This is a genomic window from Streptomyces sp. AMJ-169 (assembly GCF_055597585.1).
On sequence record NZ_JBVLTJ010000005.1, the window covers coordinates 560,198 to 585,138 of the forward strand.

General features: G+C 72.6%; 16 protein-coding genes and 1 pseudogene. 5 read left to right on the forward strand and 12 right to left on the reverse strand.

The features are described 5' to 3' along the window. Positions 1 to 102: 102 nt before the first annotated feature. The 6 genes and pseudogenes from ACYUD3_RS15785 to ACYUD3_RS15810 form a co-directional block, all read right to left on the reverse strand. Entirely contained in the window at positions 103 to 2,031 is a 1,929-nt protein-coding gene (locus ACYUD3_RS15785; RefSeq protein WP_470969627.1) for a protein kinase domain-containing protein, read from the reverse strand. 162 nt (positions 2,032 to 2,193) lie between these two features. After that, positions 2,194 to 3,038: pseudogene (locus ACYUD3_RS15790) on the reverse strand (serine/threonine-protein kinase); the annotation flags it as partial. A gap of 54 nt (positions 3,039 to 3,092) precedes the next feature. Next, positions 3,093 to 4,835, reverse strand: a complete 1,743-nt coding sequence (locus ACYUD3_RS15795) for a serine/threonine-protein kinase (protein ID WP_470969629.1) — start codon at positions 4,833 to 4,835, stop codon at positions 3,093 to 3,095. Between the two features lie 134 nt (positions 4,836 to 4,969). Continuing rightward, positions 4,970 to 6,907, reverse strand: a complete 1,938-nt coding sequence (locus tag ACYUD3_RS15800) for a serine/threonine-protein kinase (protein WP_470969632.1) — start codon at positions 6,905 to 6,907, stop codon at positions 4,970 to 4,972. 167 nt (positions 6,908 to 7,074) lie between these two features. After that, entirely contained in the window at positions 7,075 to 9,594 is a 2,520-nt protein-coding gene (locus tag ACYUD3_RS15805) for a protein kinase (protein WP_470969635.1), read from the reverse strand. Positions 9,595 to 9,769: 175 nt separating this feature from the next. Next, positions 9,770 to 11,623: a protein kinase domain-containing protein gene (locus tag ACYUD3_RS15810; protein ID WP_470969831.1), complete on the reverse strand. Its 1,854-nt coding sequence runs from the start codon at positions 11,621 to 11,623 to the stop codon at positions 9,770 to 9,772. Between the two features lie 270 nt (positions 11,624 to 11,893). On the opposite strand from ACYUD3_RS15810, the gene ACYUD3_RS15815 reads away from it, so the two are divergent. Next, entirely contained in the window at positions 11,894 to 12,937 is a 1,044-nt protein-coding gene (locus ACYUD3_RS15815) for a serine hydrolase domain-containing protein (protein WP_470969637.1), read from the forward strand. Positions 12,938 to 13,056: 119 nt separating this feature from the next. Here ACYUD3_RS15815 and ACYUD3_RS15820 read toward each other — a convergent pair whose 3' ends face one another. Next, the gene (locus tag ACYUD3_RS15820; protein ID WP_470969640.1) at positions 13,057 to 14,763 is read right to left on the reverse strand and encodes a glycerol-3-phosphate dehydrogenase/oxidase; all 1,707 of its coding nucleotides are present in this window, start codon (positions 14,761 to 14,763) and stop codon (positions 13,057 to 13,059) included. A gap of 320 nt (positions 14,764 to 15,083) precedes the next feature. Here ACYUD3_RS15820 and ACYUD3_RS15825 point away from each other — a divergent pair, with 320 nt between their 5' ends. Then, a complete protein-coding gene (locus tag ACYUD3_RS15825) occupies positions 15,084 to 16,283 on the forward strand; it encodes a nucleotide sugar dehydrogenase (protein WP_470969642.1) in 1,200 nt (399 codons plus the stop codon). A 717-nt stretch (positions 16,284 to 17,000) separates the two neighbouring features. Here the strand turns inward: ACYUD3_RS15825 and ACYUD3_RS15830 are convergent. The 4 genes from ACYUD3_RS15830 to ACYUD3_RS15845 form a co-directional block, all read right to left on the reverse strand. Beyond that, on the reverse strand, positions 17,001 to 18,125 hold the full coding sequence (locus ACYUD3_RS15830; protein ID WP_470969644.1) for a GuaB3 family IMP dehydrogenase-related protein: 1,125 nt from the start codon (positions 18,123 to 18,125) through the stop codon (positions 17,001 to 17,003). Between the two features lie 148 nt (positions 18,126 to 18,273). Continuing rightward, on the reverse strand, positions 18,274 to 19,776 hold the full coding sequence (gene guaB, locus ACYUD3_RS15835; protein ID WP_470969647.1) for an IMP dehydrogenase: 1,503 nt from the start codon (positions 19,774 to 19,776) through the stop codon (positions 18,274 to 18,276). Between the two features lie 156 nt (positions 19,777 to 19,932). Beyond that, complete coding sequence (locus ACYUD3_RS15840) at positions 19,933 to 20,520, reverse strand: sigma-70 family RNA polymerase sigma factor (RefSeq protein WP_470969650.1); 588 nt, start codon at positions 20,518 to 20,520, stop codon at positions 19,933 to 19,935. A gap of 332 nt (positions 20,521 to 20,852) precedes the next feature. Next, positions 20,853 to 21,464, reverse strand: a complete 612-nt coding sequence (locus tag ACYUD3_RS15845; RefSeq protein ID WP_003948568.1) for a response regulator transcription factor — start codon at positions 21,462 to 21,464, stop codon at positions 20,853 to 20,855. 378 nt (positions 21,465 to 21,842) lie between these two features. Between ACYUD3_RS15845 and ACYUD3_RS15850 the strand changes: the two genes are divergently transcribed. Beyond that, the gene (locus ACYUD3_RS15850) at positions 21,843 to 22,163 is read left to right on the forward strand and encodes a WhiB family transcriptional regulator (RefSeq protein WP_470969653.1); all 321 of its coding nucleotides are present in this window, start codon (positions 21,843 to 21,845) and stop codon (positions 22,161 to 22,163) included. A gap of 65 nt (positions 22,164 to 22,228) precedes the next feature. Here the strand turns inward: ACYUD3_RS15850 and ACYUD3_RS15855 are convergent, their stop codons facing one another. Beyond that, the gene (locus ACYUD3_RS15855; protein WP_470969655.1) at positions 22,229 to 23,131 is read right to left on the reverse strand and encodes a LysR family transcriptional regulator; all 903 of its coding nucleotides are present in this window, start codon (positions 23,129 to 23,131) and stop codon (positions 22,229 to 22,231) included. Positions 23,132 to 23,224: 93 nt separating this feature from the next. On the opposite strand from ACYUD3_RS15855, the gene ACYUD3_RS15860 reads away from it, so the two are divergent. Further along, on the forward strand, positions 23,225 to 23,893 hold the full coding sequence (locus ACYUD3_RS15860; protein WP_470969657.1) for an MOSC domain-containing protein: 669 nt from the start codon (positions 23,225 to 23,227) through the stop codon (positions 23,891 to 23,893). A 131-nt stretch (positions 23,894 to 24,024) separates the two neighbouring features. Continuing rightward, positions 24,025 to 24,798 carry an SDR family NAD(P)-dependent oxidoreductase gene (locus tag ACYUD3_RS15865; protein ID WP_470969660.1) on the forward strand — a complete coding sequence of 258 codons (774 nt, stop codon included), beginning with the start codon at positions 24,025 to 24,027 and terminating at the stop codon, positions 24,796 to 24,798. The last annotated feature ends 143 nt before the right edge of the window (positions 24,799 to 24,941 follow it).

Below are 24,941 nucleotides of genomic sequence, written 5' to 3' on the forward strand. Positions count from 1 at the left end.
CGGCAGCTCGGGAGATGTTTGCTGCCGTCCAGAACAGCCCCCGCTCTCGACAGCCCGCCCCACTCACGCCAGCCGGCCCCCGCTCATGCCGACCGCCCCCGCTCAGGACCCCGTCCCCGCCCCCGCTATCTCCAGCCGCTCCCGCGCCGTCTCGAACACCGCCGCGCCCTGCCGCTCGGCGGACGTCCCCTGTGGCATGGCGGCGCGCAGTTCGTACATGCGGCCGTCGTCGGTCAGCACGATCAGCTCGATCACCCGGGAGGACTCGTGCACGGTGTCGGCGAGGACGGCGTCATGCCCCTGGAGGCTGGTCCGCGTCACCCGCGTACGCGCACGCTCGCCGTACCGCCCCCACTCCGCCCGCACCCGCTCCTCCGGCGCCCCGGGCGCACGGTCCCAGCGGGTCAGCCGGATCTCGACGCCGCCGAACGTATAGACGGCCGACCGAGACCCGTCCCCGCTCTCCGCGGCACCCTCCCCGTACTGCCGGGGCAACGACAACACGGCCCCCAACTCCTCGTGCGCCACCCACACTTCGGGCGCGGCGCTGTGCCGAGCGGTCTCCTCGGTACGCGCCTCACCATCGACCCCGAGCACGAACACGGTCCCGAACCAGCCGCCGCCTACGAGGAGTCCGGAGGCCAGGGCGAGGGTGAAGGGGTGCCGGTGGAGGGGACGAGGGTCGAAGGGGCGGGGTTTCGGGGGGAGTTGGGTGGGGGGCTGGGGTTCGGAGGGGTGGGGTGTCGAGGCCGACGGCTGGGAGGGGTGAGGCGTCGCACCTGGCGACTCGGGGGGCTGAGGTGTCGAGGCCGACGGCTCGGAGGGCTGAGGCTCCGAGCCCGGCGACTCGGAGAGGTGAGGTTCGGGAAGCTGAGGCACCGAGCCCGGCGACTCGGGAAGCTGGGATTCCGGGAGCTGAGGCATCGAGGCCGACGGCTCGGGGAGTTGAGGCGCCGAGGCCGACAGCTCAGGGGCGCGGCCTGTCGAGGCCCGCCGCCCGGCGCGGCGCGCAGCCGGAGCCTGCGGCACAGGAGACCGCCCTGCCGAATCCTGCGGTACGGGCAACTGCCCCGCCAGAGCCCGCCGTTCAGCGGGCGTCCGCTGAAGCGTGACCTCCACCATGGCCTCCGGCACCTCAGCAGACGTCCGTCGAAAATCGACCTCCACCCCCTCGACGCCGCCCTCGTACGCAACCCTCCGCAACCCCCTCTCCACCACCCCCACCCCCGGCCGCTCCCCCGGCTCCTTGGCCAGCAGCCCCAACAGAAGTGGCCCCAGAGCACCGGCATTTCGCGGTTCGGGCGGATCGGCGGCAAGGACTGCGGCAAGCGTCTCCCGACCCGTCGCACGGCGGAACGGGGACACCCCCTCGACAGCGGTGTACAGCAGAACCCCAAGGGACCACAGGTCGGACTCGGCACCGGTATGTTCCCCGGACGTCCGCTCGGGAGCGAGATGTTCGGCCTCCTCGACGGTGAAGTCCGCTTCAGATGAGGCGAGTTGAGGATGCGTGATCCCGAAGTCGGTGAGAACGACATGCCCGTCCGCGGCAAGCAGGACATTGGACGGCTTGACATCCCGATGCACGATCCCGACCTCATGCGCGGCCCGCAACGCCCCGAGAACGGCAAGCCCGACCCGAGCCGCCTCGGAAACACCGAGCGGCCCCCGCACAAGAACGTCCCGCAAGGCTTCGCCGGAGACCAACTCCATGACGATCCAGGGAAGTTGATCCTCACCGGCACCCTCGGTGAGCACATCATGGACGACGACCGCAGAAGGATGCCGAACCCGCGCCGCCGACCGCGCCTCCCGATAGAGAAGATGAGCGGCCCGCCGATACACCGGATCCCCCGGCTCACCAGGCAACTCAGGCTGCTTGACGGCGACTTCACCCCCGCCGACCTCGTCCAGGGCCCGCCACACGGTCCCCGTCCCACCACCCCCGATCACCCCGAGCAGCCGATAACGCCCACCGACCGTACGGCCCTTGTCGTCACCGGCGTCCTCGGCACCCTGATCGTCACTCATGCCTCATGAGTACCCCGCGAGGCCGCCGATTGTCGACGCGAGCAACGCGTAAGAGCACACACCCAGAGCGCCCTCCCTCCAGAACACGCCCTCCCCAGAACCGGCCTCCTCAGAACCGCCCCCGCCAAAGCACGCCCCTCCAATAGGCGCCCTCCCCAACGCACGCCCCGCATCCTTCGCCAGCAACCCATGGATGACCTCAACCAACGGACCACACACGGAAGTTGAAGGCGCCGGACTCGCATGAAGCACCGCCTGCAACGTCGCCCGAGTATTGCCCCGCCGGAACGGCGAAACCCCCTCGGTCGCCGCATACAGCACGACCCCCAGCGACCACAGATCGGACTCAGGCCCGGGCCCCCGCCCCAACACCCGCTCGGGCGGGACGAATTCGGGCGACCCGATAAACCCCCCGGTGTCGGTGAGCCGCGTCTCCCCCTCGATCCGCGCGATCCCGAAGTCGGTCAGCACGACCCGCCCGTACGGCCCAAGAAGGACGTTCTCCGGTTTCACGTCCCGGTGCAGCACCCCCGCCGCATGCGCCGACTCCAGCGCCCCGAGCAGTGCGAGCCCGACCCGCGCGGCCTCAAGCGCGTCCAGGGTGCCCTCGTGCAGCACGTCACCGAGCGAGCGCCCCCGGACCAGCTCCATCACCAGCCACGGCCGGCCGTCGACCTCCGCGACGTCGTACACCCGCACCACCGCCGGATGATCCAGCCGCGCCGCCGCCCGCGCCTCCCGGCGCATCCGCTCGTACGCGTTCCGTCGTTCCCGATCGGGAAGGTGCTCCGGAATCCGGGGCTCCTTGACGGCGACCCCCCGCCGCACCACCTCGCCCTCGGCCCGCCACACGGTCCCCATACCACCATGCCCGAGCCGGGCCAGCAGCCAGTAACGCCCGGCGACCAGCCGCCCGGCACCGGGCTCGGAAGCCATCGGAACCGGCGGTTGCAGATGAAAGTCGCCGTACTCCGGACCTCACCGAGGCCGCCCCCGTCACTCCTCATCCCCCCGATCCACAGCGGACGCCGACCGGTCACAGAGCCGTGACCTGACGCCCCTCACATCCGCACGGTGAACGTATCGACGGCGACGTCGAAGTACTCCCGCGCCTCCCGCACCCGCCCCACCGGCGCCGACACCCACACGTCGTACAGCTTGCCACCCTCCTCCCAGCAGAGGTCGTACGTGTGCCGGGCGCCCTCCGCCGGGGTGAACCCGTTCCAGGTGAACTCCCAGAGGGCAGCGTGCAGTTCGCGGTGTTCCTGTTCGGTGACCTGGCCGTCGTGGTAACCGGGGTTCGTCTGCGGCCCCTTGGCCGCCGCGCGCTCCATCACCCCCAGCGGGCCGCCGGGTTGGGGTGCGGCGACTTTGATCCCGAGCCGGAACGCGCCGTCCGGCGACAGATAGAACACCCGGTCCCCCTCCACGCTCCGCGTGAACTGCTCGGGCACGGCCAGCGAGAACCCCGCGGCGTCCTGCGCGAGCCGGTACCCGGAGGGCGCGGAAGGCAGCCCGCCAGCCCCGCTCGGACTGACCGCGGCCCCCGGAGCGACGGGCACCCCGGACGCCGAGGCGGGCAGCCGGGAGGGGGTGACCATGGACGACGTGTGCGGCGCCGAACTCACCGGCACCTCCCCCACCCCGCTGTCCCGCCCCAGCAGCAGCGCCGCCGCCGACACCCCGGCCCCGGCCATCGCCGCGACCAGCAACACGGCGACCAGCACACTCCGGTTGAGCCGCGTCTCCCGCCCGGCCGCCCCCCGCACCCCGCCCTCGGCCGTCAACCCGCCACGAAACAGCGGGACTTCGCCGCCGACCGTCAACTCACCCCGCCCGCCGGGAAGTTCAGCGGAAGCCGCCTCTCCGGAATTCGCCCCTCCGACACGCGCCCTTCCCGCACGCCCCCCACCGACCCGCGCCCCTTCGACCCCGACAGCCACCCCCTCCGTCCCCCCGTCCCCCGGCACCCGCCCCGTCTCCAGGAACCCCCGCAGCATCCGCTCGGCCCCCGCCGCGTCCAGCCGCCGCCCCGGCTCCCGCTCCAGCAGCCCCCGCACGACCGGCAGCAGCGGCCCGAGCTGCTCGGGCGTACGGATGTCGGCGACGACGACGGCGTGCAGGATCCCGCCGAGGGAGTCCCGCTTGAACGGCGAGGTCCCGCTGACGGCCGCGCAGAGCAAGGCGCCCAGCGACCACAGATCGGACTCGGGTCCGGCCCGCTCCCCGGACATCCGCTCGGGCGCGGTGTACTCGGGCGAGCCGACGAAGGACCCGGTCTCGGTGAGCGTCGTGGCCCCCGCGACCTGGGCGATCCCGAAGTCGGTGAGGACGACCCGCCCGGTGTCCCGCTCGATCAGCACGTTCGCCGGCTTCAGATCCCGGTGCAGCACCCCGGCCGTGTGCGCCGTACGCAGCGCGCCGAGCAGCGCGACCCCGATCCGCGCCGCCTCCCGCGCGTCGACCGGCCCGTCCGCCGCGATCCGGTCGGCGAGCGAGCCGCCGTCGATCAACTCCATGACGATGTACGGCCGTTCGCCGTCCTCGACGACGTCGTGCACCACGATCACCTGCGGATGCCGCAGCTGCGCGACCGCCCGCGCCTCCCGCAGCGCCCGCTCCCGCCGCCCCCGGGCCTCCTCGTCCTGCGGCCCGGCGTCCAGCGCCAGCTCCTTGACGGCGACCCGCCGCCCGAGCAGTTCGTCGACGGCCTGCCAGACGACCCCCATCCCGCCGCGCCCCAGCCGGGTCTCCAGCCGGTACCGCCCCGCGATCACCCGGAGGCCGTCCCCCTCGTTGCGCATGCCCCCATGATGCCGCACCACCCCCGCCCCTCCCGGCCCTCGACCGGCCAACTCCGCGCGCCGCCGGGGCCCGGTGACCGCGGGTCAGGGCGGGCCGCCCCTCCGGAGCACGCCCCCTTCCCGGCGGGCACGCCTCAGGACGAGCCGCCCGCCTCCCGCCACCCCCGCAGGACCGACGGGAACTGCTCGGCGGCCGTCGCCCAGTCGGCCGCCGGGGAGGACATGTAGATCGCGTACTCCGTGCCGTCGTGCGCGATGTACGTCTCCTCTGTCGCGCGGCGCGGGCCGGGGAACTTGGTGTCCTTGGCCAGCGCGGTCCAGGTGTACTCCCACGCGGAGCCGCTGCGGTCGCGGTAGAGGTTCTGCTCCAGCTTGACCCGCCGGTAGTCGACGAGCCGCTTGAGCTGCTTCTCCAGGTCGAGCTGGTGGGCGTGGGGGTCGGCGTAGTCGGGCGAGGTGTCCATGGCGATCCGCAGGAAGTGCCGGCCGCCGTCCGGTGTGTAGTCGATCTGCTTCAGGTCGCCGTCGATCTGGAAGACCTGCCGCTTCCAGCCCTCGGGCAGCGAGAGCCCGAACCCGAGCGGGTCGCTCACCTCGACCCACGAGTCGGGCACATTGCCCCCGCCGACGGACGCGCTCACGGAAGGCGACGGCTCCGCCTGCCCGCTCTGCCGCCCCTCGTCCCACTTCTGGAACGCGACGGCGGTGCCTCCGCCGACCAGCGCCGCGAGCACGACGACCAGCGCGAGCGTCCGCAGCCTCCGCCGCCTCGGCGGCTGCCCGCCCGCCTTGGCCGAATGCTGCGGCCCGGAGCCCCGGCCCCCCGGCCCACTGCTGTTCCCGTACGACGACGCGGTGTTCGTGGTGTTCACAGGGTCCAACGCGCCGCCCCCGTACGGAGTTCCCACCCCGTCCGAGAAATGCGCGCCGCCCCCGGAGGACCCGGAGTCGAAGCCGCCCGCCCCGAGCGGACCGGAACCGTCGACGACGGTCCCCCCGGGCCCGTAACCAGCACCGCCCCCCGACGTCCCGCCGAAACCGGAACCCGAACCCGACCCGTGCTCCACCCACGGCACGGACCCGCTCTCCGCCCCCGGCAGCGCCCCGGAACCCGAAGCGCTCTCCGCGGCCGGCGGAAACCCGGACCCGCCCTCACCCTGCCCCCGCAGCCCGGCGCCCGAGCTGTCCCCGGCCCCCGAGGACCCGCCGAAACCCCCGCCGTACTGGGTCGCGATGTACGCCTGCGCCCCATGCGGACGCCGCCCCTCCGCAGCCTCCGCGAGCAACTGCTCGGCCTCGGCCGTGCCGGGGCGGGTCGCGGGGTCCTTGCGCAGGAGGGCGGCGATGACCGGGCCGAGCGCGCCGGCGTGCTGCGGATCGGCGGCCTCCTGCTCGACGACCGCCTGCATCGTGCTCAGCGGAGAGGTCCGGCGGAAGGGCGAGCGGCCCTCGACGGCCGTGTAGAGGGTCGCGCCGAGCGCCCACAGGTCGGAGGAGGGCCCGGGGTCGTGCCCGCGCACGCGCTCCGGCGCGAGGTAGTCGACCGAGCCGACGACCTCACCCGTACGAGTGATCGTCGTGTCACCCTCGATCTGGGCGATGCCGAAGTCGGTGAGCAGCACCCGGCCGTCCTTGGAGAGCAGGACGTTGCCGGGCTTGACGTCGCGGTGCAGGACGCCCGCGGAGTGCGCGGCGCGCAGGGCCCGCAGCACCCACAGGCCGATCCGGGCGGCCTCGGCGGGCTCGATGCGCCCCTCGGCCTTGACGGCGTCGGCGAGCGAACGCCCCTCGACCAGCTCCATCACGATCCACGGCCGGCCGTCGTGCTCCAGCACGTCATGGACGGTGACCACGGCCGAGTGGTTGATCCGCGCCGCCGCCCTGGCCTCCGCGCGGGTGCGGGCCAGCAGGACGGCCTGGTCGCCCTCGGCGACGTAGAGGGCGGCGGTCAGCTCCTTGATGGCGATGGCCCGGTGCAACAGCTCGTCGTGGGCACGCCACACACGGCCCATCCCGCCGCTGCCGATCGAGTCGACGAGCCGGTAGCGGCCCGCGAGGAGCAGGCCCTGCATCTGATTCACGTTGCCCCGCAATGCTCTTGACAGGCTCAGCGTAAAGACCGCGCGACGTCCGGGAAACCAAGGAGGGCCCATGGGTACAGCACTGTGACCGTTGTCGCTTCGGCCCCCGCGGATGAACCGCCCGATCCGCCCGGTCCGCCCGCCGGCCCCCGCCGCCGTCAGCCGGTGTACTGATAGCTGTCCGCCGCCTGCTCGTACAGCCTCGTCACCTCGTCCCGCTCCGCCTCCGGCCCTCTGACCTGCACGATGTGATACCGCCCCGCGATGAGGACCACCCGGTTGCGGACGAAGAGTTCCGCCCCGCCGTCATCCGTCCAGGTGAACTGCCCCTCCGCCATCTCCGTCTGCCCGACCGTGATGCTCCGCAGCCCCGACGCGGTGGCCCAGCTGGAGTCCCGGTAGGGCTGCAACTCGCTCTCCTTGTCCCGCTGGTACACCATCGGATCCCCCCCGTCCGCCGCCGCGCTGTCCCGGCCGGGTACGACGATCAGCTCGAAGTCCCCGTGCGCGTAGACGACCTGCGCCCGCCCGTTCTTCGGCGTCCGCTCCCACCCATTGGCGACGGCGATCTTGAACCCGGCGGCGTCCGTGCGCAGCGTGAACCCGGCGGCGGCCTCCGTCCCCGAACCGGCCTGCGTGGCCGTCCCCGCCGTGGTCGTCCCCGAGTCCGGGGCGCTCTGCTCGGGCCGGGGCTCACTGCTCGCGGCGGGCGGCGGGGCACTCGCCCCGGCGGGCTGGGTGGCCCCGACCGCTCCGGCGGCCCCCGCCGCGCCCTCGTCGGTCTTCTTGGGCAGGAACAGCATGGCGTAGGCCACCGCCCCCGCCAGGAGCAGCAGGACGACCAGCAGCAGCGTCCGCCCCAGACTGCGCGGCGAACCGCTCCGCTCCCGGTCCCGCTTGTGCCGCCCGTGCGGACCGTTCGCGGGCAGCCCGGCCTTGCGCCTGCGCACCAGCTCGCCCTTGCGCCGGATGATCGGCAGCCGGCGCGGGTCGGCGGGCGGGGTCGCCACGACGTACGCCCCCGCCTCCGCCTCGGGCGCCGAGCGGACCAGCGAGCGCAGCCAGCCGCGCAGCTCCTCTATCCCGGGCCGCTCGGTCGGGTCCTGGCGCAGCAGCGACTCGACGACCGGCCTGAGCGGGCCGCACTCCTCGGCGAACGCGGGCGGTTCGGCGCAGACCATCTGCACCAGCTCGGCCGTCGACTCCTCCGGGTAGGGCGCGTGCCCCTGGACCGCCTTGAAGAGCAGCACGCCGAGCGCCCACAGGTCGGTGGCCGGTCCCACGGGCGCGGCCAGCTGCCAGTTCTCGTGCACCGGCCCGGCCTGCTCCGGGGACCAGCGCTCGGTGACGGGACCCACGACCGCCATCCGGGCCTGGCGGGCCCGCTCGGCGGCGAGGGCGGTGACGGGTCGTGAGTTCGGGGACGGATGGGCACGATGCGCGGTGTCTGTGGAGTGAACGCCCCGAACGCCGGCCGCAGTTCCCGCCCCGCCGTCACTCCGTCGAGCGAAAGAGGGGGGCCCGCCATTGACGTCGGGGCCCGTGTTGACGCCGGGCCCGGCGTCGGGCCCAGCGTTGATGTCGGCGCCGGCCGACTCCGCAGCGCCGAACGCCCCCGCCGACGACCCCGGCCGCGCCTGTACACCGTACGGATCGGCGATCTGCCCGTGCGGCGCACCACCCGGACCGTACGGCGGCGGAGTCCGGTCGTTCTGCTGGGCCTCCTGGACCCGGGCCGCGGCACGGGCCCCGGCCCGATAGGCGGCGATGGCACCGGCGCGGGCGGCACGGATGTCGCCGCCGGTCTCCACGGGCGCCTGCCGCCGCACGACCTCACCGCTCCCGCCGTCCGGGAGAGCCGGCTCACCCGGCAGCCGCCCGGTCGGCCGGGCCTCGATGGCGGCGCGCCGCGCGGCCTCGACGTCGGCGATCCGCGCGCGGGCGGCATCGTTCGCGGACGTCTCCCCGCGCGCGTACCCGTCGCCCCGCACGTACCCCTCCCCGGGCGCGGGCGCCCCACCGGACAGCGCCGCCCCGCCGGACGGAGCCGCGCCCCCGCCGAGGGGACCGTCCTCGGCGGGCACGGGGTCGTACCCGCACAGCGCCTCCTCGGCCGCGCCGACGGCGAGACCGGTCAGCACCACCCGGCCGTCCTCGCAGACCAGGACCGTCCGCGCGGTGATGTTGCGGTGCACCCAGCCGTGCGCGTGCAGCACGCGCAGCGCGGTCAGCACGTCGGAGGCGACCTCGGCGGCCCGGTACGGCGTCAGCGGCTTGTCCGCGAGCAGCGCAGCGAGCGGGCGGGCGCCCACCAGTTCGCTCACTATCCACAGCGAGCCGCCCTCGGCGAACACGTCGAAGACCTGGTCCAGCCGGGCGTGGTCGGGTATCCGCGCGGCGGCCTGGGCGGCCTCCAGGGCGCGGCGTACGACGGGGTCGGCCGGGCGGCGGGTGCTCGCGGCGCCGTATCCGCCGTCGCGCGCGGTGAAGCCTTCGGGCAGGCCTTCGGCGTCGAGCACCTCGGCCTCGACGACCTCGGGCAACGGCACCTGCCGGACGAGGACTTCCTGTCCGCTGTAGGTGTCGAAGGCGCGGGTCTCGCTGAGTTCGTACGCCTCGGAGGGCGGCAGCGGCAGGCGGTAACGGTCGGCCAGCACCCGGCCCGCGTAGTCGTCCATGCTGCCTCCCCCGGCCGCCGCTCCGCTCAATTCCGTTCGCCTGGCGCTCCGTTACCCACCTCTAGCCGGATGTGTACGGTCCGCGAGCACTCACGATACGTGCCGGAGGCAACCTGGAAAGCGGGGATGCCTTATATCCCGTTCCGTCCCGGGCATATCAGGCTCGCGCCGCCGCTCACTTCTTGGGCTGGAAGCTCTCCGTCAACGTCGCCCAGGTGGCCTGGCGCAGCTCGCCGTCCCAGTCGGACGCCTTCGCCGTGTACATGAGGGCGTACCCCTGGCTGTCGCTGACGACGAACCCCCGGTCGACCGTCCGGTACGACGTCCCGCCCTCGGTGTAGGTGAACTCCCAGTCGGCCGTGTTCCAGCCCCGGTAGTCCACCGCCTCTATTCGGATCTTCTGGTACTGCGAGCGCCGCATGGACTTCTCCTGGTTCTCCCAGTCCGCGACGGGGTCACCCTTCGGCGTCGTCGTCCACGCGATGAGCAGCTTCTGCCCGTCAGGCCCCGTGAAGCGGTCCCCGGCCGAGCCCGTGGTCTGGAACTTCCAGCCGTCGGGCAGCCCGATCGAGTAGCCCTGGCCGCCCTTGTACGTCGAGACGGCCGCGCCGGCCGAGGGCGTCACCTGTGCGCCCGTACCGCCGCTGGGACTGGCCGAGTTGGCGCTCTCCCCGCTCGCACCGCTCCCGGTGCTCTTCCCGGCCGACCCGTCGGTACGGGCGTCGGAGCCGTCCTCCTTGGTGCCGACGGACGCGCTCTCGCTCGCGACGGCCTTGGCGCCGCCGTTCGCGCCGTCGGAGGAGGTGGCGTCGTCCCCGCCGAGCGTCACCGCGAGGACCGTGCCGATCACGGCCAGGACGACGACCACGGCGATGATGACCAGCGTCCGCTTCGGCACCACGTCCGTCAGCGGCGCCCTCGGCGCCGGCCGCGCGGGCAGGTCCGGCGGCTCCATGACCGGCCAGCCGGAACTGCGCCCGCCGGCGACCCCGGTGGACGGCGACACGGTCGTCGTGGTCTTCGCGAGGCCCGCGGCGGCGGTCCCGGCCGCGACGGGCGCCTTCTTCTTCGGCGCCCGCAGTCCTCCGCGCGCCCCCTCGGCGCGCTCCGGGGCGGCGGGCTGCTGCGGCAGCGGCACGACCCGGGTCACCTCCGCCGGCGGGGCCGGCTTCGGCTCGGGGGCGTGGATGACGTCGTCGAGCATGGCCCGCGCGCGGGCGTCGTCGAGCCGGCGGGCCGGGTCCTTGGTGAGCAGCCCATAGATGACGTCCCGCAGGGGGCCGGCGTTCTTCGGCTCCTCCAGGGGCTCGGTCATCACCGCGGTGAGCGTGGCGATCGCGGAGCCCTTGTCGTAGGGCGGGGCGCCCTCGACGGCCGCGTACAGCAGGCCGCCGAGCGACCAGAGGTCGGACTCCGGGCCCGGCTTGTGCCCCCGCGCGCGCTCCGGCGCGATGTAGGAGGGGGCGCCGACGAGCATGCCCGTCGACGTGATCGACGGGTCGCCCTCGACCTGGGCGATGCCGAAGTCGGTGAGGACGACCCGGCCGTCCTCGGAGATCAGCACGTTCGACGGCTTCACGTCGCGGTGCAGGATGCCCTCGCGGTGCGCCGAGCGCAGCACGTCGAGGATCGCGAGCCCGACCTCGGCCGCACGCCGGGGGGCGAGCAGCCCGTCCTCACGGATGACCTCCGCGAGCGACTTGCCCTCGACCAACTCCATGACGATCCACGGCCGGTCGTCCTCCTCGACCACGTCGAAGACGGTCACGGCGCTGTTGTTGCGGATCTTCGCGATGGCCTTCGCCTCGCGCAGCGTCCGCGTGATCAGGCGCCGCTTCTCCTCCTCGTCGATGTTCGAGGGGAACCTCAGCTCCTTGACGGCGACCGTCCGCCCGAGCGTCTCGTCCTCCGCGCGCCACACCGTACCCATGCCGCCGCGGCCGAGTACGCCTCCCAGCCGGTACCGCCCGGCGAGGAGACGTGCGCTCTTGTCCTGACGGGATGTCCCCGCCCGCTCCGCCTCCGACATGCGTCCCCTCATGCAACCCGCCCTGACAGAGCCTCCATTGTCCCCCACCCGCCAAGCGTCCGACGCCCAGGGGGCCCTTCCCCGCACACCCGCCTCCGCCCATTCCGGCCAATCCGTACACCCCGCTCCGGACCCGCCCACCCCCATCTCCGTCACAACCGCCACAACCCCCTCTCCCGCATCTCTCCCGAACCTCCCCAGCTCCCGCCCCCGTTCGGCCGCCCGCGCCCTACCCTGCATCATGTCCCTTGCTACAGAAGGGGTTTCGCGATGCCGCCGATCCGCGGCCTGCTGGTCGCCCTCGTGGTACTGGCACTGCTCGGGGCGACGACGGCCGGCTCACGGGCGCTGCCCGTCGCTCCGGCGGACGCGCTGCTGCCGCTGCTGCTGTCCCGGGGGAAGGCGCCGGCCGCCGCCCTGCTGGCGCGGGAGGGCGGCACGACCCGGTTCGCGGCGGCCGGTCCCGGGATCGCCCAGGGCGACCACTTCCGGGCCGGCAGCCTGACGAAGACCTTCATCGCCACCGTGGTCCTCCAACTCGCCGCGGAGCAAAGGCTTTCGCTGTCCGACACGGTGGAGCAGCACCTGCCGGGCCTGGTGCGGGGAGCCGGCAACGACGGCCGCGCGCTGACCCTGCGCTCCCTGCTCACCCACACCAGCGGCCTCTACGACTTCACCCGGGACACCCGCGGGGCCGTCCCCGTCACCGCTGTCCAAGCCGTCCGTACAGCCCTCACCCACCCTCCGGCCGACCTCGGCCGCTTCGCCTACTCCAACACCAACTACGTTCTGCTCGGCCTCGTCGTCGAACAGGTCACCGGTCACTCCTACGCCGCCGAGGCCGAGCGCCGCGTCATCGCCGCGCTGGGTCTGTCCGGCACCTCCTTCCCTGGCTCCCGCACCGCTCTCCCCCGGCCGCACGGCCGGGCCTACGCGGCCGACGGCTCCGACGTCACCTCCCTCGACCCGCGGGTGGCCGGAGCCGCGGGCGAGCTGGTGACCACCCTCGCCGATCTCGACCGCTTCTACGCCGCCCTGCTCGGCGGCGAGCTGCTGCCCGCCCGTCAGCTCCACGAGATGCTCGACACCAGCACCGCACACGGCGCGTACGGCATGGGCCTCTTCCCCGCGAAGCTCCCCTGCGGGCTCACGGTGTGGGGACACAACGGCCGTATCTCCGGCAGCTACGTGCGCACCGCGGCCACCCTCGACGGCCGGCGCGTCCTCACCTTCCGCGTGAACACCACCACGCTGGCCGACCCCGACCTCGAACCGGCCTTGCTCGCCGCCGAGTTCTGCCCTCGCTATTCATAGAACGGCCGGGCCCGCGACGGAGATCCCGCCAGGGGGTCGCTCGATCGGGTGACGTTCGCGGCGGGGGGCGGAAACGTTTCTGGCAGGACCGTTTCTGACGGAGGCTCGGGCCGGCGGAGCTACAGCGGCACGATGTCCGGCGCCCCCAACCGCGCCGCGTCCGCCGTCAGATCGTCCGGCTGCCGCTGCGACTCCCGCTCCGCCTCGACCCGCTTCTCGTAGTGCTCGACCTCCCGGTCCACCTGTCCGGCGTCCCAGCCCAGCACCGGCGCCATCAGCTCGGCGGCCTCGCGGGCGGACCGGGTGCCCCGGTCGAAGGTCTCGATGGAGATGCGGGTGCGGCGGGTCAGGACGTCGTCCAGGTGCCGCGCGCCCTCGTGGGAGGCCGCGTAGACGACCTCGGCGCGCAGATAGTCGTCGGCGCCCTGGAGCGGCACCCCCAGCGACGGATCGGCGGCGATCAGCTCCAGCACCTCCTCCGCCAGGGCGCCGAATCGGTTCAGCAGATGCTCGATCCGCACGACGTGCAGCCCCGTCCGCTCGGCGGTGCGCGCCCGCGCGTTCCACAGCGCCCGGTACCCCTCGGCACCCAGCAGCGGCACGTCCTCGGTGACACACTCGGCGACCCGCCGGTCGAGACCGTGGACGGCCTCGTCGACGGCGTCCTTCGCCATCACCCGGTACGTCGTGTACTTGCCGCCCGCGACGACGACCAGCCCCGGCACCGGATGCGCCACGGTGTGCTCGCGCGACAGCTTGCTCGTCGCGTCCGACTCGCCCGCCAGCAGGGGCCGCAGGCCGGCGTAGACGCCCTCCACGTCGTCCCGGGTCAGCGGCACCGCCAGCACCGAGTTCACGTGCTCCAGCAGATAGTCGATGTCGGCGCTGGAGGCCGCCGGATGCGCCTTGTCGAGGTCCCAGTCGGTGTCGGTCGTCCCGACGATCCAGTGCCGCCCCCAGGGGATGACGAACAGCACCGACTTCTCGGTCCGCAGGATCAGCCCCGTCGAGGAGTTGATGCGATCGCGCGGCACGACCAGATGGATGCCCTTGGACGCCCGCACGTGGAACTGCCCGCGCTCCCCGACCATCGCCTGCGTGTCGTCGGTCCACACCCCGGTCGCGTTCACGATCTGCCGGGCCCGGACCTCGTACTCCCCGCCCGCCTCGACGTCCTGCACCCGCGCCCCGACGACCCGCTCCCCCTCCCGCAGGAACCCGGTCACCCGCGCGCGGTTAGCGGCTTTCGCGCCGTACGACGCGGCCGTGCGCACCAGCGTCGCGACGAACCGGGCGTCGTCCATCTGGGCGTCGTAGTACTGGAGCGCGCCGACCAGCGCGTCCTTGCGCAGCGCCGGGGCCACGCGCAGGGCGTGACGGTGGCTCAGGTGGCGGTGCGTGGGCAGGCCCCTGCCGTGGCCTCGGGCCATCGACATCGCGTCGTAGAGCGCGACGCCCGAGCCCGCGTACAGCCGCTCCCAGCCCTTGTGCCGGAGCGGGTAGAGGAACGGCACCGGCTTCACCAGGTGCGGTGCGAGCCGCTCCAGGAGCAGGCCGCGTTCCTTGAGGGCCTCGCGCACGAGGGCGAAGTCGAGCATCTCCAGGTAGCGCAGTCCGCCGTGGATCAGCTTGCTGGATCTGCTGGAGGTGCCCGACGCCCAGTCACGGGCCTCGACCAGGCCGGTCGACAAGCCCCGCGTGACCGCGTCCAGAGCCGTGCCCGCGCCGACCACTCCGGCGCCGACGACCAGCACGTCCAGCTCGCGCTCGGCCATCGCCGCGAGGGCCTGCGCACGCTGCGCCGGGCCCAGTGTCGCTGTCCTCACCGCTGTCTCCCGCCTGTCGGCCGTACCTGCCGTGTCCCGCCGTACCTGTCGCATCCCCCACGCCTGCCGCCCCCGCCGTCCCGCCCCGGCGGCGCCCTGTCCAAATTCTGACCGGCTTGCCCGAGTTCGGCCACCAGTCGCACCCGACCTGTGGACAACCCGCCGCTTGTGGACAACACGGCCTGCCGACATATCAGCAATCCAACATAACGGTCATATTTACTCCTAGTCTGACATTGCGCTCGCTCATCCAGACCACCGGGCTTGCGCGTTCACCTCACTTCGGTTAGGTCCCGCCACTGGGAAGGACGGCCCACGCCATGCCCGCAGATCTCGCCGTCATCGGACTCGGCCCGCTCGGCCTGCCGCTGGCCCAGGCCGCGGTCGCCGCCGGCATCCCCACCATCGGCTACCGGACCGGCCCCGAGCCCGGCTCCCTCAGCCCCGCCGAACTGCGCCGGATGCTCTCGGGGGGCTTCCGCGCCGTCACCGACCCGGCCGAACTCGGGCGCGTGCGCACGGCGGTGATCTGCGCGCCCGCCCCGCGCGACGCGGACGGCGGACTCGACCTCAGCCAGGTGGAGGCCGCCGCCCGCACCCTCGCCGGGCACCTGCGCCCGCACACCACCGTCATCCTCGAATCACCCGTCCCCCCGGGGACGACGGAGGACTTCCTGCGCCCCCTCCTGGAAGAGACCTCGGGACTGCGCGCGGGACGCGACTTCCACCTCGCCCACTCCCCCAGCCGCGTCGACCCCGGCAACCGCGCCTTCACCCCCGCCAACACCCCCCAGGTCATCGGCGGCCTCACCCCCGCCTGCACCGAGTCCGCCGCCGCCTTCTACAGCCGCCTCACCGACAAAGTCGTCCGCGCGCGGGGGCTGCGCGAGGCGGAGACCGTCCAGTTGCTGGAGACCAACTTCCGGCACGTCAACATCGCCCTCGTCAACGAGATGGCGATCCTCTGCAACCGCATCGGCGTCGACCTGTGGGACGTCATCCGCTGCGCCGAGACCAAGCCCTTCGGCTTCCACGCCTTCCGCCCCGGCCCCGGCGTCGGCGGCCACTCCATCCCCCTGGACCACCCCGGCGGCCCCCTGCGCATGGTCGAACTCGCCCAGCAGGTCAACACCCGCATGCCCCGGTACGTCGTCCAGCGCGCCGCCGCATTGTTGAACGAACACGGCAAGTCAGCCAGGGGCGCCCGCGTACTCCTTCTGGGCGTCACCTACAAGCAGGACCTCGCCGACCAGCAGAACACCCCGGCCCACGAGATCGCCGTCCGCCTCATGGAACTGGGCGCCTCCGTCAGCTACCACGACCCCCACGTCCCCTCCTGGAACGTCCTGGACCGCCCCGTCCCCCGCGCGGACTCCCTCTACGAAGCCGCAGCCGACGCCGACCTGACGATCCTCCTCCAACAGCACCGCACCTACGACCTCCAGGGCCTGTCGGTCAAGGCCCAACTCCTCCTGGACACCCGGGGGGCCACTCCTACGGGGGCGGCGCACCGGTTGTAGCCGGGGGCGCGCGAAGAGAGCGCACTTCTGGGGTTGGTGGCGCATGGCATCCGGGGCCAGTACTTTGGGAGCAGGCGGGGCCAGTCGCAGTGGGCACTGTGGCAGGCCCGTGGATGGACAGTGGAGTGTCCGCCCCTAGGTTACGTGGGGACGGCCATTCACCATCCCGCCTAAGAGTGGGAGCCCACCGCAGCGGCTTACTGCGGCAGGCTCCCGGATGGTTCACGGAGTGTCCGCCCCTAGGTGACTTGGGGGCGGCCGCTCACCATCCGAACAGACGCAAGACCCACCTCCTCTTGAACTGGACCATCCGAAGACGAATCCGGTCCCAGCGGGTGGGCTTGCGATGACGTCCCATGGACGCCCCCTTCCACGATGCCGCCCAGTAGCCCGGTGAACGGCTCGTCAGAATCGGGCCGGGCCCCGAGGGCTCGGGTCCGGATCAGATCCTTGGAAGGGGGCGCTCCCAGAAACCTGGAACGCCACACAGAGGACGCTATCGCCCCAGAAAAAGCCGAAACCTTTCCTCCCACCCCCGTCACCACCACACGCCCCCACCTCACCCCTCGCGCCCCCCACAAGGCCCCTCAAGCCCAGAACAGCACCCCCACAACAACACCCCAGGGCACGCAAAAAGGGCCGGCCACCCCAAGAGCGACCGCCCCCTCACCTCAGCGTCATACAGCGCAGCACAGCCCCCTACGCCGGACGCACCCGCTACCGCCGATCCTGCGAGTCCGCGACAGCGACCTCCACCCGCTGGAACTCCTTCAGCTCGCTGTACCCGGTCGTCGCCATGGCCCGCCGCAGCGCCCCGAAGAAGTTCATCGAACCGTCGGGCGTGTGGGACGGCCCCGTCAGGACCTCCTCGATCGTCCCGACCGTCCCGAGGTCGACCTTCTTGCCGCGCGGCAGCTCCTCGTTGACGGCCTCCATGCCCCAGTGGTGCCCCTTGCCGGGCGCGTCGGTGGCACGGGCCAGCGGAGAGCCCATCATGACCGCGTCCGCGCCGCAGGCGACCGCCTTGGGCAGGTCACCGGACCAGCCGACACCGCCGTCGGCGATGACGTGGACGTACCGGCCGCCCGACTCGTCCATGTAGTCACGGCGGGCCGCGGCGACATCGGCGACCGCCGTCGCCATGGGGACGCGGATGCCCAGGACGTTGCGCGTGGTGTGCGCGGCGCCGCCGCCGAAGCCGACCAGGACGCCCGCCGCGCCGGTGCGCATGAGGTGCAGGGCGGCCGTGTAGGTGGCGCAGCCGCCGACGATCACAGGGACGTCGAGCTCGTAGATGAACTGCTTGAGGTTCAGCGGCTCGTGCGACCCCGAGACGTGCTCCGCCGAGACCGTCGTACCGCGGATGACGAAGATGTCCACCCCGGCGTCGACGACGGCCTTGGAGAACTGGGCCGTGCGCTGCGGGGAGAGCGCGGCGGCGGTGACCACGCCCGCGTCGCGCACCTCCTTGATGCGGCGGCCGATCAGCTCCTCCTTGATGGGGGCGGCGTAGATCTCCTGGAGGCGGCGGGTCGCCGCCTCGGAGGGCAGTTCCGCGATCTCGTCGAGCAGCGGCTGCGGGTCGTCGTACCGCGTCCACAGGCCCTCGAGGTTGAGCACGCCGAGGCCGCCGAGCTCGCCGATGCGGATCGCGGTGGCCGGGGAGACGACCGAGTCCATGGGGGCGGCCAGGAAGGGCAGCTCGAAGCGGTAGGCGTCGATCTGCCAGGCGATCGAGACCTCCTTCGGGTCCCGCGTACGGCGGCTGGGGACGACGGCGATGTCGTCGAAGGCGTACGCCCGCCGCCCGCGCTTGCCGCGCCCGATCTCGATCTCAGTCACGTCTGTGGCCTTTCCTGTTGCGTCTCGGCGTCTCCCAGTATCACCGACGGCTACGACAACGACTGCGGGCCGGTACGACGAAGGCGGCCCCGGGGAATCCCGGGGCCGCCGTCAGCCGGTCATACGAACGCTTCCCGCGCGCGGGGCGTCACTTCCTGCTGTAGTTCGGCGCCTCGACCGTCATCTGGATGTCGTGCGGGTGCGACTCCTTCAGACCCGCCGAGGTGATCCGTACGAAGCGTCCCTTGGACTCCATCTCCGCGATGGTGGCCGCGCCGACGTAGCCCATGGTCTGCCGCAGACCGCCGACGAGCTGGTGCAGCACGTTGGAGAGCGGCCCCCGGTAGGGCACCTGGCCCTCGACGCCCTCGGGGACGAGCTTGTCGTCGGCGGAGACCTCGGCCTGGAAGTAGCGGTCCTTGGAGTACGACTTGCCCTGGCCGCGCGACTGCATGGCGCCCAGGGAGCCCATGCCCCGGTAGGACTTGAACTGCTTGCCGTTGATGAACATCAGCTCGCCCGGGGACTCCTCGCAGCCCGCGAGGAGGGAGCCCAGCATGACGGTGTCGGCGCCGGCGGCGAGCGCCTTGCCGATGTCGCCGGAGTACTGCAAGCCGCCGTCGCCGATCAGCGGGATGCCGGCCGCGCGGGCGGCCAGGGATGCCTCGTAGATCGCGGTGACCTGGGGGACGCCGATACCGGCGACCACGCGCGTGGTGCAGATCGAGCCGGGGCCGACGCCGACCTTGATGCCGTCCACACCGGCGTCGATGAGCGCCTGGGCGCCGTCGCGGGTCGCGACGTTGCCGCCGATGACGTCCACGCCGACGCTGGACTTGATCTTCGCCATCCAGCTCAGGGCGTTGCTGTTGTGCCCGTGGGAGGTGTCGACGACCAGGAAGTCCACCCCGGCCTCCGCGAGCGCCTGAGCGCGCTCCAGGGCCTCGGGGCTGGCCCCCACGGCGGCACCGACGAGCAGCCGGCCCTCGGCGTCCTTGGCGGCGTTGGGGTACTTCTCGGCCTTGACGAAGTCCTTGACGGTGATGAGGCCCTTGAGGACGCCCGACTCGTCGACCAGGGGCAGCTTCTCGATCTTGTGCTTGCGCAGCAGCTGCATGGCCTCGGGGCCGGAGATGCCGACCTTGCCGGTGACCAGCGGCATCGGGGTCATGACCTCGCGGACCTGGCGGGCGCGGTCGCTCTCGAAGGCCATGTCGCGGTTGGTGACGATGCCCAGGAGCTTGCCGGCCGGGTCGGTGACCGGGACGCCGCTGATACGGAACTTGGCGCACAGGGCGTCCGCGTCCGCGAGCGTCGCCTCCGGGTGCACGGTGATCGGGTCGGTGACCATGCCCGACTCGGACCGCTTGACCAGGTCGACCTGGTTGACCTGGTCCTCGACGGACAGGTTGCGGTGCAGTACGCCGACGCCGCCGAGGCGGGCCATCGCGATCGCCATCCGGGACTCGGTCACCTTGTCCATGGCGGCCGACAGCAGCGGGATGTTCACCCGGACGTTGCGGGAGATGCGGGACGAGGTGTCGACCGCGTTCGGGAGGACCTCGGAGGCTCCCGGCAGCAGCAGCACGTCGTCGTAGGTCAGCCCGAGAGTCGCGAATTTGTCGGGCACTCCGTCGACGTTGGCAGTCATGACACCTTCCCCAAATGGCCTTGATCGGTGCGGATGTCCATGCTAACGGGAAGCAGGGTCCGCAAATTCCACGGTACGAGGTGACGTGGGGCTTCGTATGTTCGTACGGAAATAAGGCCCGGCCTGTTCAACCAAGGCGTCACCCGGGAGGGGCGCTCACTGCTCCGCCAGCGCCCGCAACCTGCTCAGCGCCCGGTGCTGCGCCACCCGCACCGCCCCCGGCGACATCCCGAGCATCTGCCCGGTCTCCTCCGCCGTGAGCCCTACGGCGATCCGCAGGAGCAGCAGTTCGCGCTGGTTCTCGGGGAGGTTGGCCAGCAGCTTCTTCGCCCAGGCGGCGTCGCTGCTGAGCAGGGCGCGCTCCTCGGGGCCCAGGGAGTCGTCGGGCCGCTCGGGCATCTCGTCGGACGGGACGGCCGTCGAACCGGGGTGGCGCATCGCGGCGCGCTGGAGGTCGGCGACCTTGTGGGCGGCGATGGCGAAGACGAACGCCTCGAAGGGGCGCCCGGTGTCCCGGTAGCGCGGCAGGGCCAGCAGGACGGCCACACAGACCTCCTGCGCGAGGTCCTCCACGAAGTGCCGCGCGTCGCCCGGGAGCCGGGACAGCCGGGTGCGGCAGTAGCGCAGGGCCAGCGGGTGGACGTGGGCGAGCAGATCGTGCGTGGCCTGCTCGTCGCCGTCCACCGCGCGATGGACGAGGGCGCCGATCGTCCCCTGGGCACCGACCGCCTCGTCATCGCGCATCGGTCCATGGTGCCTTGCGGGCGCGCGGTCCGCGGCGCCCGGTCCTTCGTTGTGCACCGAAGCGTTATGAGCAGGTGCGCCGGAACTCATCTCCTGCGCTCTCCCCTCCCGCTCGGCCGACTCGTCCCCGAGGAACTCCACACCTCAAGCATGCGGCATCGCCGCCGAAACGAGCAGCGGCCCTCCGGGGGTCCCGCCCGCGCAGCCGACGCCCGCCATCACCCACCACCCCGCTCACCAGCGGAGAGTTGGAGGACGACGGACAGCCGCAGCGCACGGGAAGTGTGTCCAAGATGACTCTCGGAACGCGGCACCCCCACAGGCGCACCGCCCTAGCGGACAAGCCCCCAGCGGAACCCGAGAGCCACCGCGTGCGCCCGGTCGGACGCACCCAGCTTCTTGAACAGCCGCCGCGCGTGGGTCTTCACGGTGTCCTCGGACAGGAACAGCTCCCGCCCGATCTCCGCGTTGGACCGCCCATGGCTCATCCCTTCGAGCACCTGGATCTCCCGCGCGGTGAGCGTCGGTGCCGCCCCCATCTCGGCCGACCGCAGCCGCCGCGGGGCGAGCCGCCAGGTGGGGTCGGCGAGCGCCTGGGTGACGGTCGCGCGCAGCTCCGCGCGGGAGGCGTCCTTGTGCAGATAGCCGCGGGCCCCGGCGGCGACCGCGAGGGCCACCCCGTCCAGGTCCTCGGCGACGGTGAGCATGATGATGCGCGCACCGGGGTCGGCGGACAGCAGCCGCCGTACGGTCTCGACGCCGCCCAGTCCGGGCATGCGTACGTCCATCAGGATCAGGTCCGAGCGGTCCGCTCCCCAGCGGCGGAGGACTTCCTCGCCGTTGGCCGCGGTCGTCACGCGCTCGACGCCGGGCACGGTCGCGACCGCGCGGCGCAGCGCCTCTCGGGCAAGCGGGGAGTCGTCACAGACGAGGACGGATGTCATGGCCGCCCTCCGCAGCTGATGCGCGTCACCTTGTGCCTCCAGGCTGGTACGTATTCACCTGTGCGGTCGACCGGCTCGGACATCTGCCCGAGCTTTTGTGTTTTCAACCGCCTCCGCACTCTCAACGACGGTCACTCGAAAGAGTTACGGGGCTGCGTAGCCTCTTCGGCACTCTACGTGAGGGTGCGGAGACGGTGCAGACAGGCACAGCGGACCCTCGCGGTTTCATCACAACCGGTGCCCCATTTAGACCCATTTCTTCCCTTCAGGTGGTGTCTGGGGCTAGATTCCCAATGAGTCATATTTTCATCTCCTTAGATCGTAGTTGTACGGTCGTGGGCACCGTATCCGCTCAGCACGGCTACAAGGGGTCACGCAATGGCAGATTTCTCCCGCCTTCCAGGACCGAACGCGGACCTGTGGGACTGGCAGCTCCTGGCTGCCTGCCGCGGGGTCGACAGCTCGCTCTTCTTCCACCCGGAGGGCGAGCGCGGAGCCGCCCGGAGCGCTCGCGAGAACTCGGCCAAGGAGGTCTGCATGAGGTGCCCGGTCCGCGCGCAGTGCGCGGCACACGCGCTCGCGGTGCGTGAGCCGTACGGCGTGTGGGGCGGGCTGACCGAGGACGAGCGCGAAGAGCTCATGGGCCGGGCCCGCCACCGCCTGGTGACGACGACGCCGGTCGCCGCTTCGAACACATGAAGGAACGTTTCACCTAATTGCCCGCAGGAGGACCCGTGACCGGGGTACGCGCGCGTACCCCGCTCTCACTGCTGCCCGGCGGCCCGTTCCAGCTCGTCCAGGGTCGCCGCGACGGCGGGCACCCGGGCCAGGTCGGGCAGCGTGAGGGCGACGACCTCCCGCCGCACGGCGGGCTCCAGGGCGAGCGTGCGCACCCCGCGCGCGCGTACGGAGGCCAGGGCGAGCCGCGGCACGACGGCGACCCCGAGCCCGGCCGCGACCAGGCCGACGACCGCGGGATGGTCGTCGGTCGCGAAGTCGATCCGCGGGGTGAACCCGGCGTTCTGGCACACCCGCACCAGCTGCCCCCGGCAGCGCGGGCACCCGGCGATCCAGGGCTCGCGCGCGAGATCGGTGATGGCGACGGCGCCCACGCGCGCGAGGGGATGCCGTTCGGGCACGACGGCGACGAGCCGGTCGGTGAGCAGCGGCCGTACGACGAGGTCGGCCCACTCCTCCCCGCCGGGTCCGGCGCCCTCGTAGCGGAAGGCCAGGGCGATGTCGCAGTCGCCCGCGCGCAGGAGGGCGGTGGAGTGCGGGGGTTCGGCCTCCTCCAGGTGGGCGCGGGTGCCGGGGTGGGCGGCGCGCAGGGCGGCCAGGGCGGTGGGGACGAGGGTGGAGCTGGCGCTGGGGAAGGAGACCAGGCGGACCCGGCCCGCGCGCAGGCCCGCGATCGCGGCGACCTCCTCCTCGGCGGCGGTGAGTCCCGCGAGGATGCCGGTGGCGTGCCGGACCAGGGCCTCGCCGGCCTCCGTCAGCCGTGTCTCGCGTCCGCCGCGGATCAGCAGCGGGGTGCCCGCCGCACTCTCCAGGGCCTTCATCTGCTGGCTGACGGCCGGCTGGGTGCAGCCGAGTTCGCGGGCCGCGGCGGAGAACGAGCCGGTGGCGGCGACGGCGCGCAGGACGCGCAGATGGCGGGCTTCTATCACGCGGCCGAGGATAACCCGAGGCATAAGCAGACCTTGTACATGCAGGTCAAAAATGTCTGGACGCTTTGAGCCGGGGTCGCTACGGTTTCCTGTATGAGGCTTCTGTCCGTGAACGTGGGCCGGCTCAAGGCCGTGCCGTACACCGATCAGCCGCAAGGGCTGACCGGGATCGACAAGCGCCCGGTCGAGGGCCCGGTGCGGGTGGCGGCGCCGGGGGCCAAGGGGGCCGGGGGGAGTGGTCTGGCCGGGGACCACATCGCGGACCTGCGGCATCACGGCGGGGACGACCAGGCGGTGTACGCGGTGGCGCGCGAGGATCTGGACGAGTGGGAGCGGGTGCTGGACAGGGAACTGGGCAACGGGATGTTCGGGGAGAACCTGACGACGGCCGGGATCGACGTCTCCGGGGCGCTCATCGGGGAGCGGTGGCGGATCGGCGCGCGGGTGGTGCTGGAGGTCAGCAGCGGACGTATCCCGTGCCGGACGTTCCAGGGCCATATGGGCGAGCCGGGATGGGTCAAACGGTTCACCCGGGCGGCGGCGACGGGCGCGTATCTGCGGGTGATCGTCCCCGGGGAGATCCAGGCCGGGGACCCCGTGGAGATCGTCCACCGTCCGGAGCACGACGTGTCGGTGGCCGTCGCCTTCCGCGCGGTCACCACCGAGCGGGCGCTGCTGCCCCGCGTCCTCGCGGCCGGCGAGGCGCTCCATCCGGAGGAGAGGAGGGCGGCTTTGGAGTACGTCGAGAAGTACGGGGGCTGAAGAGGGCCGGGCCGCCCTTGTCCAGGGCCGGCCGGAGAGTGTCATCAAGCCGTTGCCCACGGGTTCTTCACGTTCGGGAGGGCCTGGACAGGGGCCCGGAGCGGGCCGTTCGGCCGCCTAGTCTTCTGCCCATGACAACGGCTCTGATTACGGGATCGACCGCGGGGATCGGTGCCGCGTTCGCGCGGCGGCTGGCGGCGGACGGGCACAACCTGGTGCTGGTCGCGCGGGACACGAAGCGGCTGCGCGAGCAGGCGACCGAGTTGCACGACCGGCACGGCATCGAGGCGGAGGTGCTCTCCGCCGACCTCGCCGAGGACGCCGGCATCGAGGCGGTCGCCGCCCGGCTGCGGGACCGCAAGAGCCCCGTCGACCTGCTGGTCAACAACGCGGGCTTCGGCAACAAGGGCCGTTATCTCGACGTGGCGATGGCGGACGAGCTGAAGATGCTCAAGGTGCACTGCGAGGCGGTGCTGCGGCTGACGTCGGCGGCCGTCGAGGGGATGCGGGAGCGGCGGCGCGGGGGTGTGGTGAACGTCGCGTCGGTCGCCGCGTTCCTGCCGCGCGGGACGTACGGGGCGTCCAAGGCGTGGGTCGTGCAGTTCACCCAGGGCGCGGCGAAGGATCTCGCGGGCAGCGGGGTGCGGCTGATGGCGCTGTGCCCGGGGTTCGTGCGGACCGAGTTCCACGAGCGGGCCGGGATGGGGACGGACAACATCCCCGGGTGGATGTGGCTGGACGCGGACAAGCTGGTCGCCGAGGCGCTCCAGGACCTCTCGCGCGGCAAGTCCGTGTCGATCCCGGACCCGAAGTACAAGGCGCTGATGGGGGTCGTGAAGGTGACGCCCCGGGGGCTGCTGGGCGGGCTCTCGTCCCGGACGGGACGCAAGTACGGTCCGCAGTAAGCGACTTGTCCCTCCCCGAACGCCCCTCCCCGAACGCCCCGCCCTGAACTCCCCGCTCCGGACCGCCCCTCCCGGACCGCCCCTCCCGGACCGCCCCTCCCGGACCGCCCCCGCCGGAACTCCGGTACGAGGACACGGGTGAG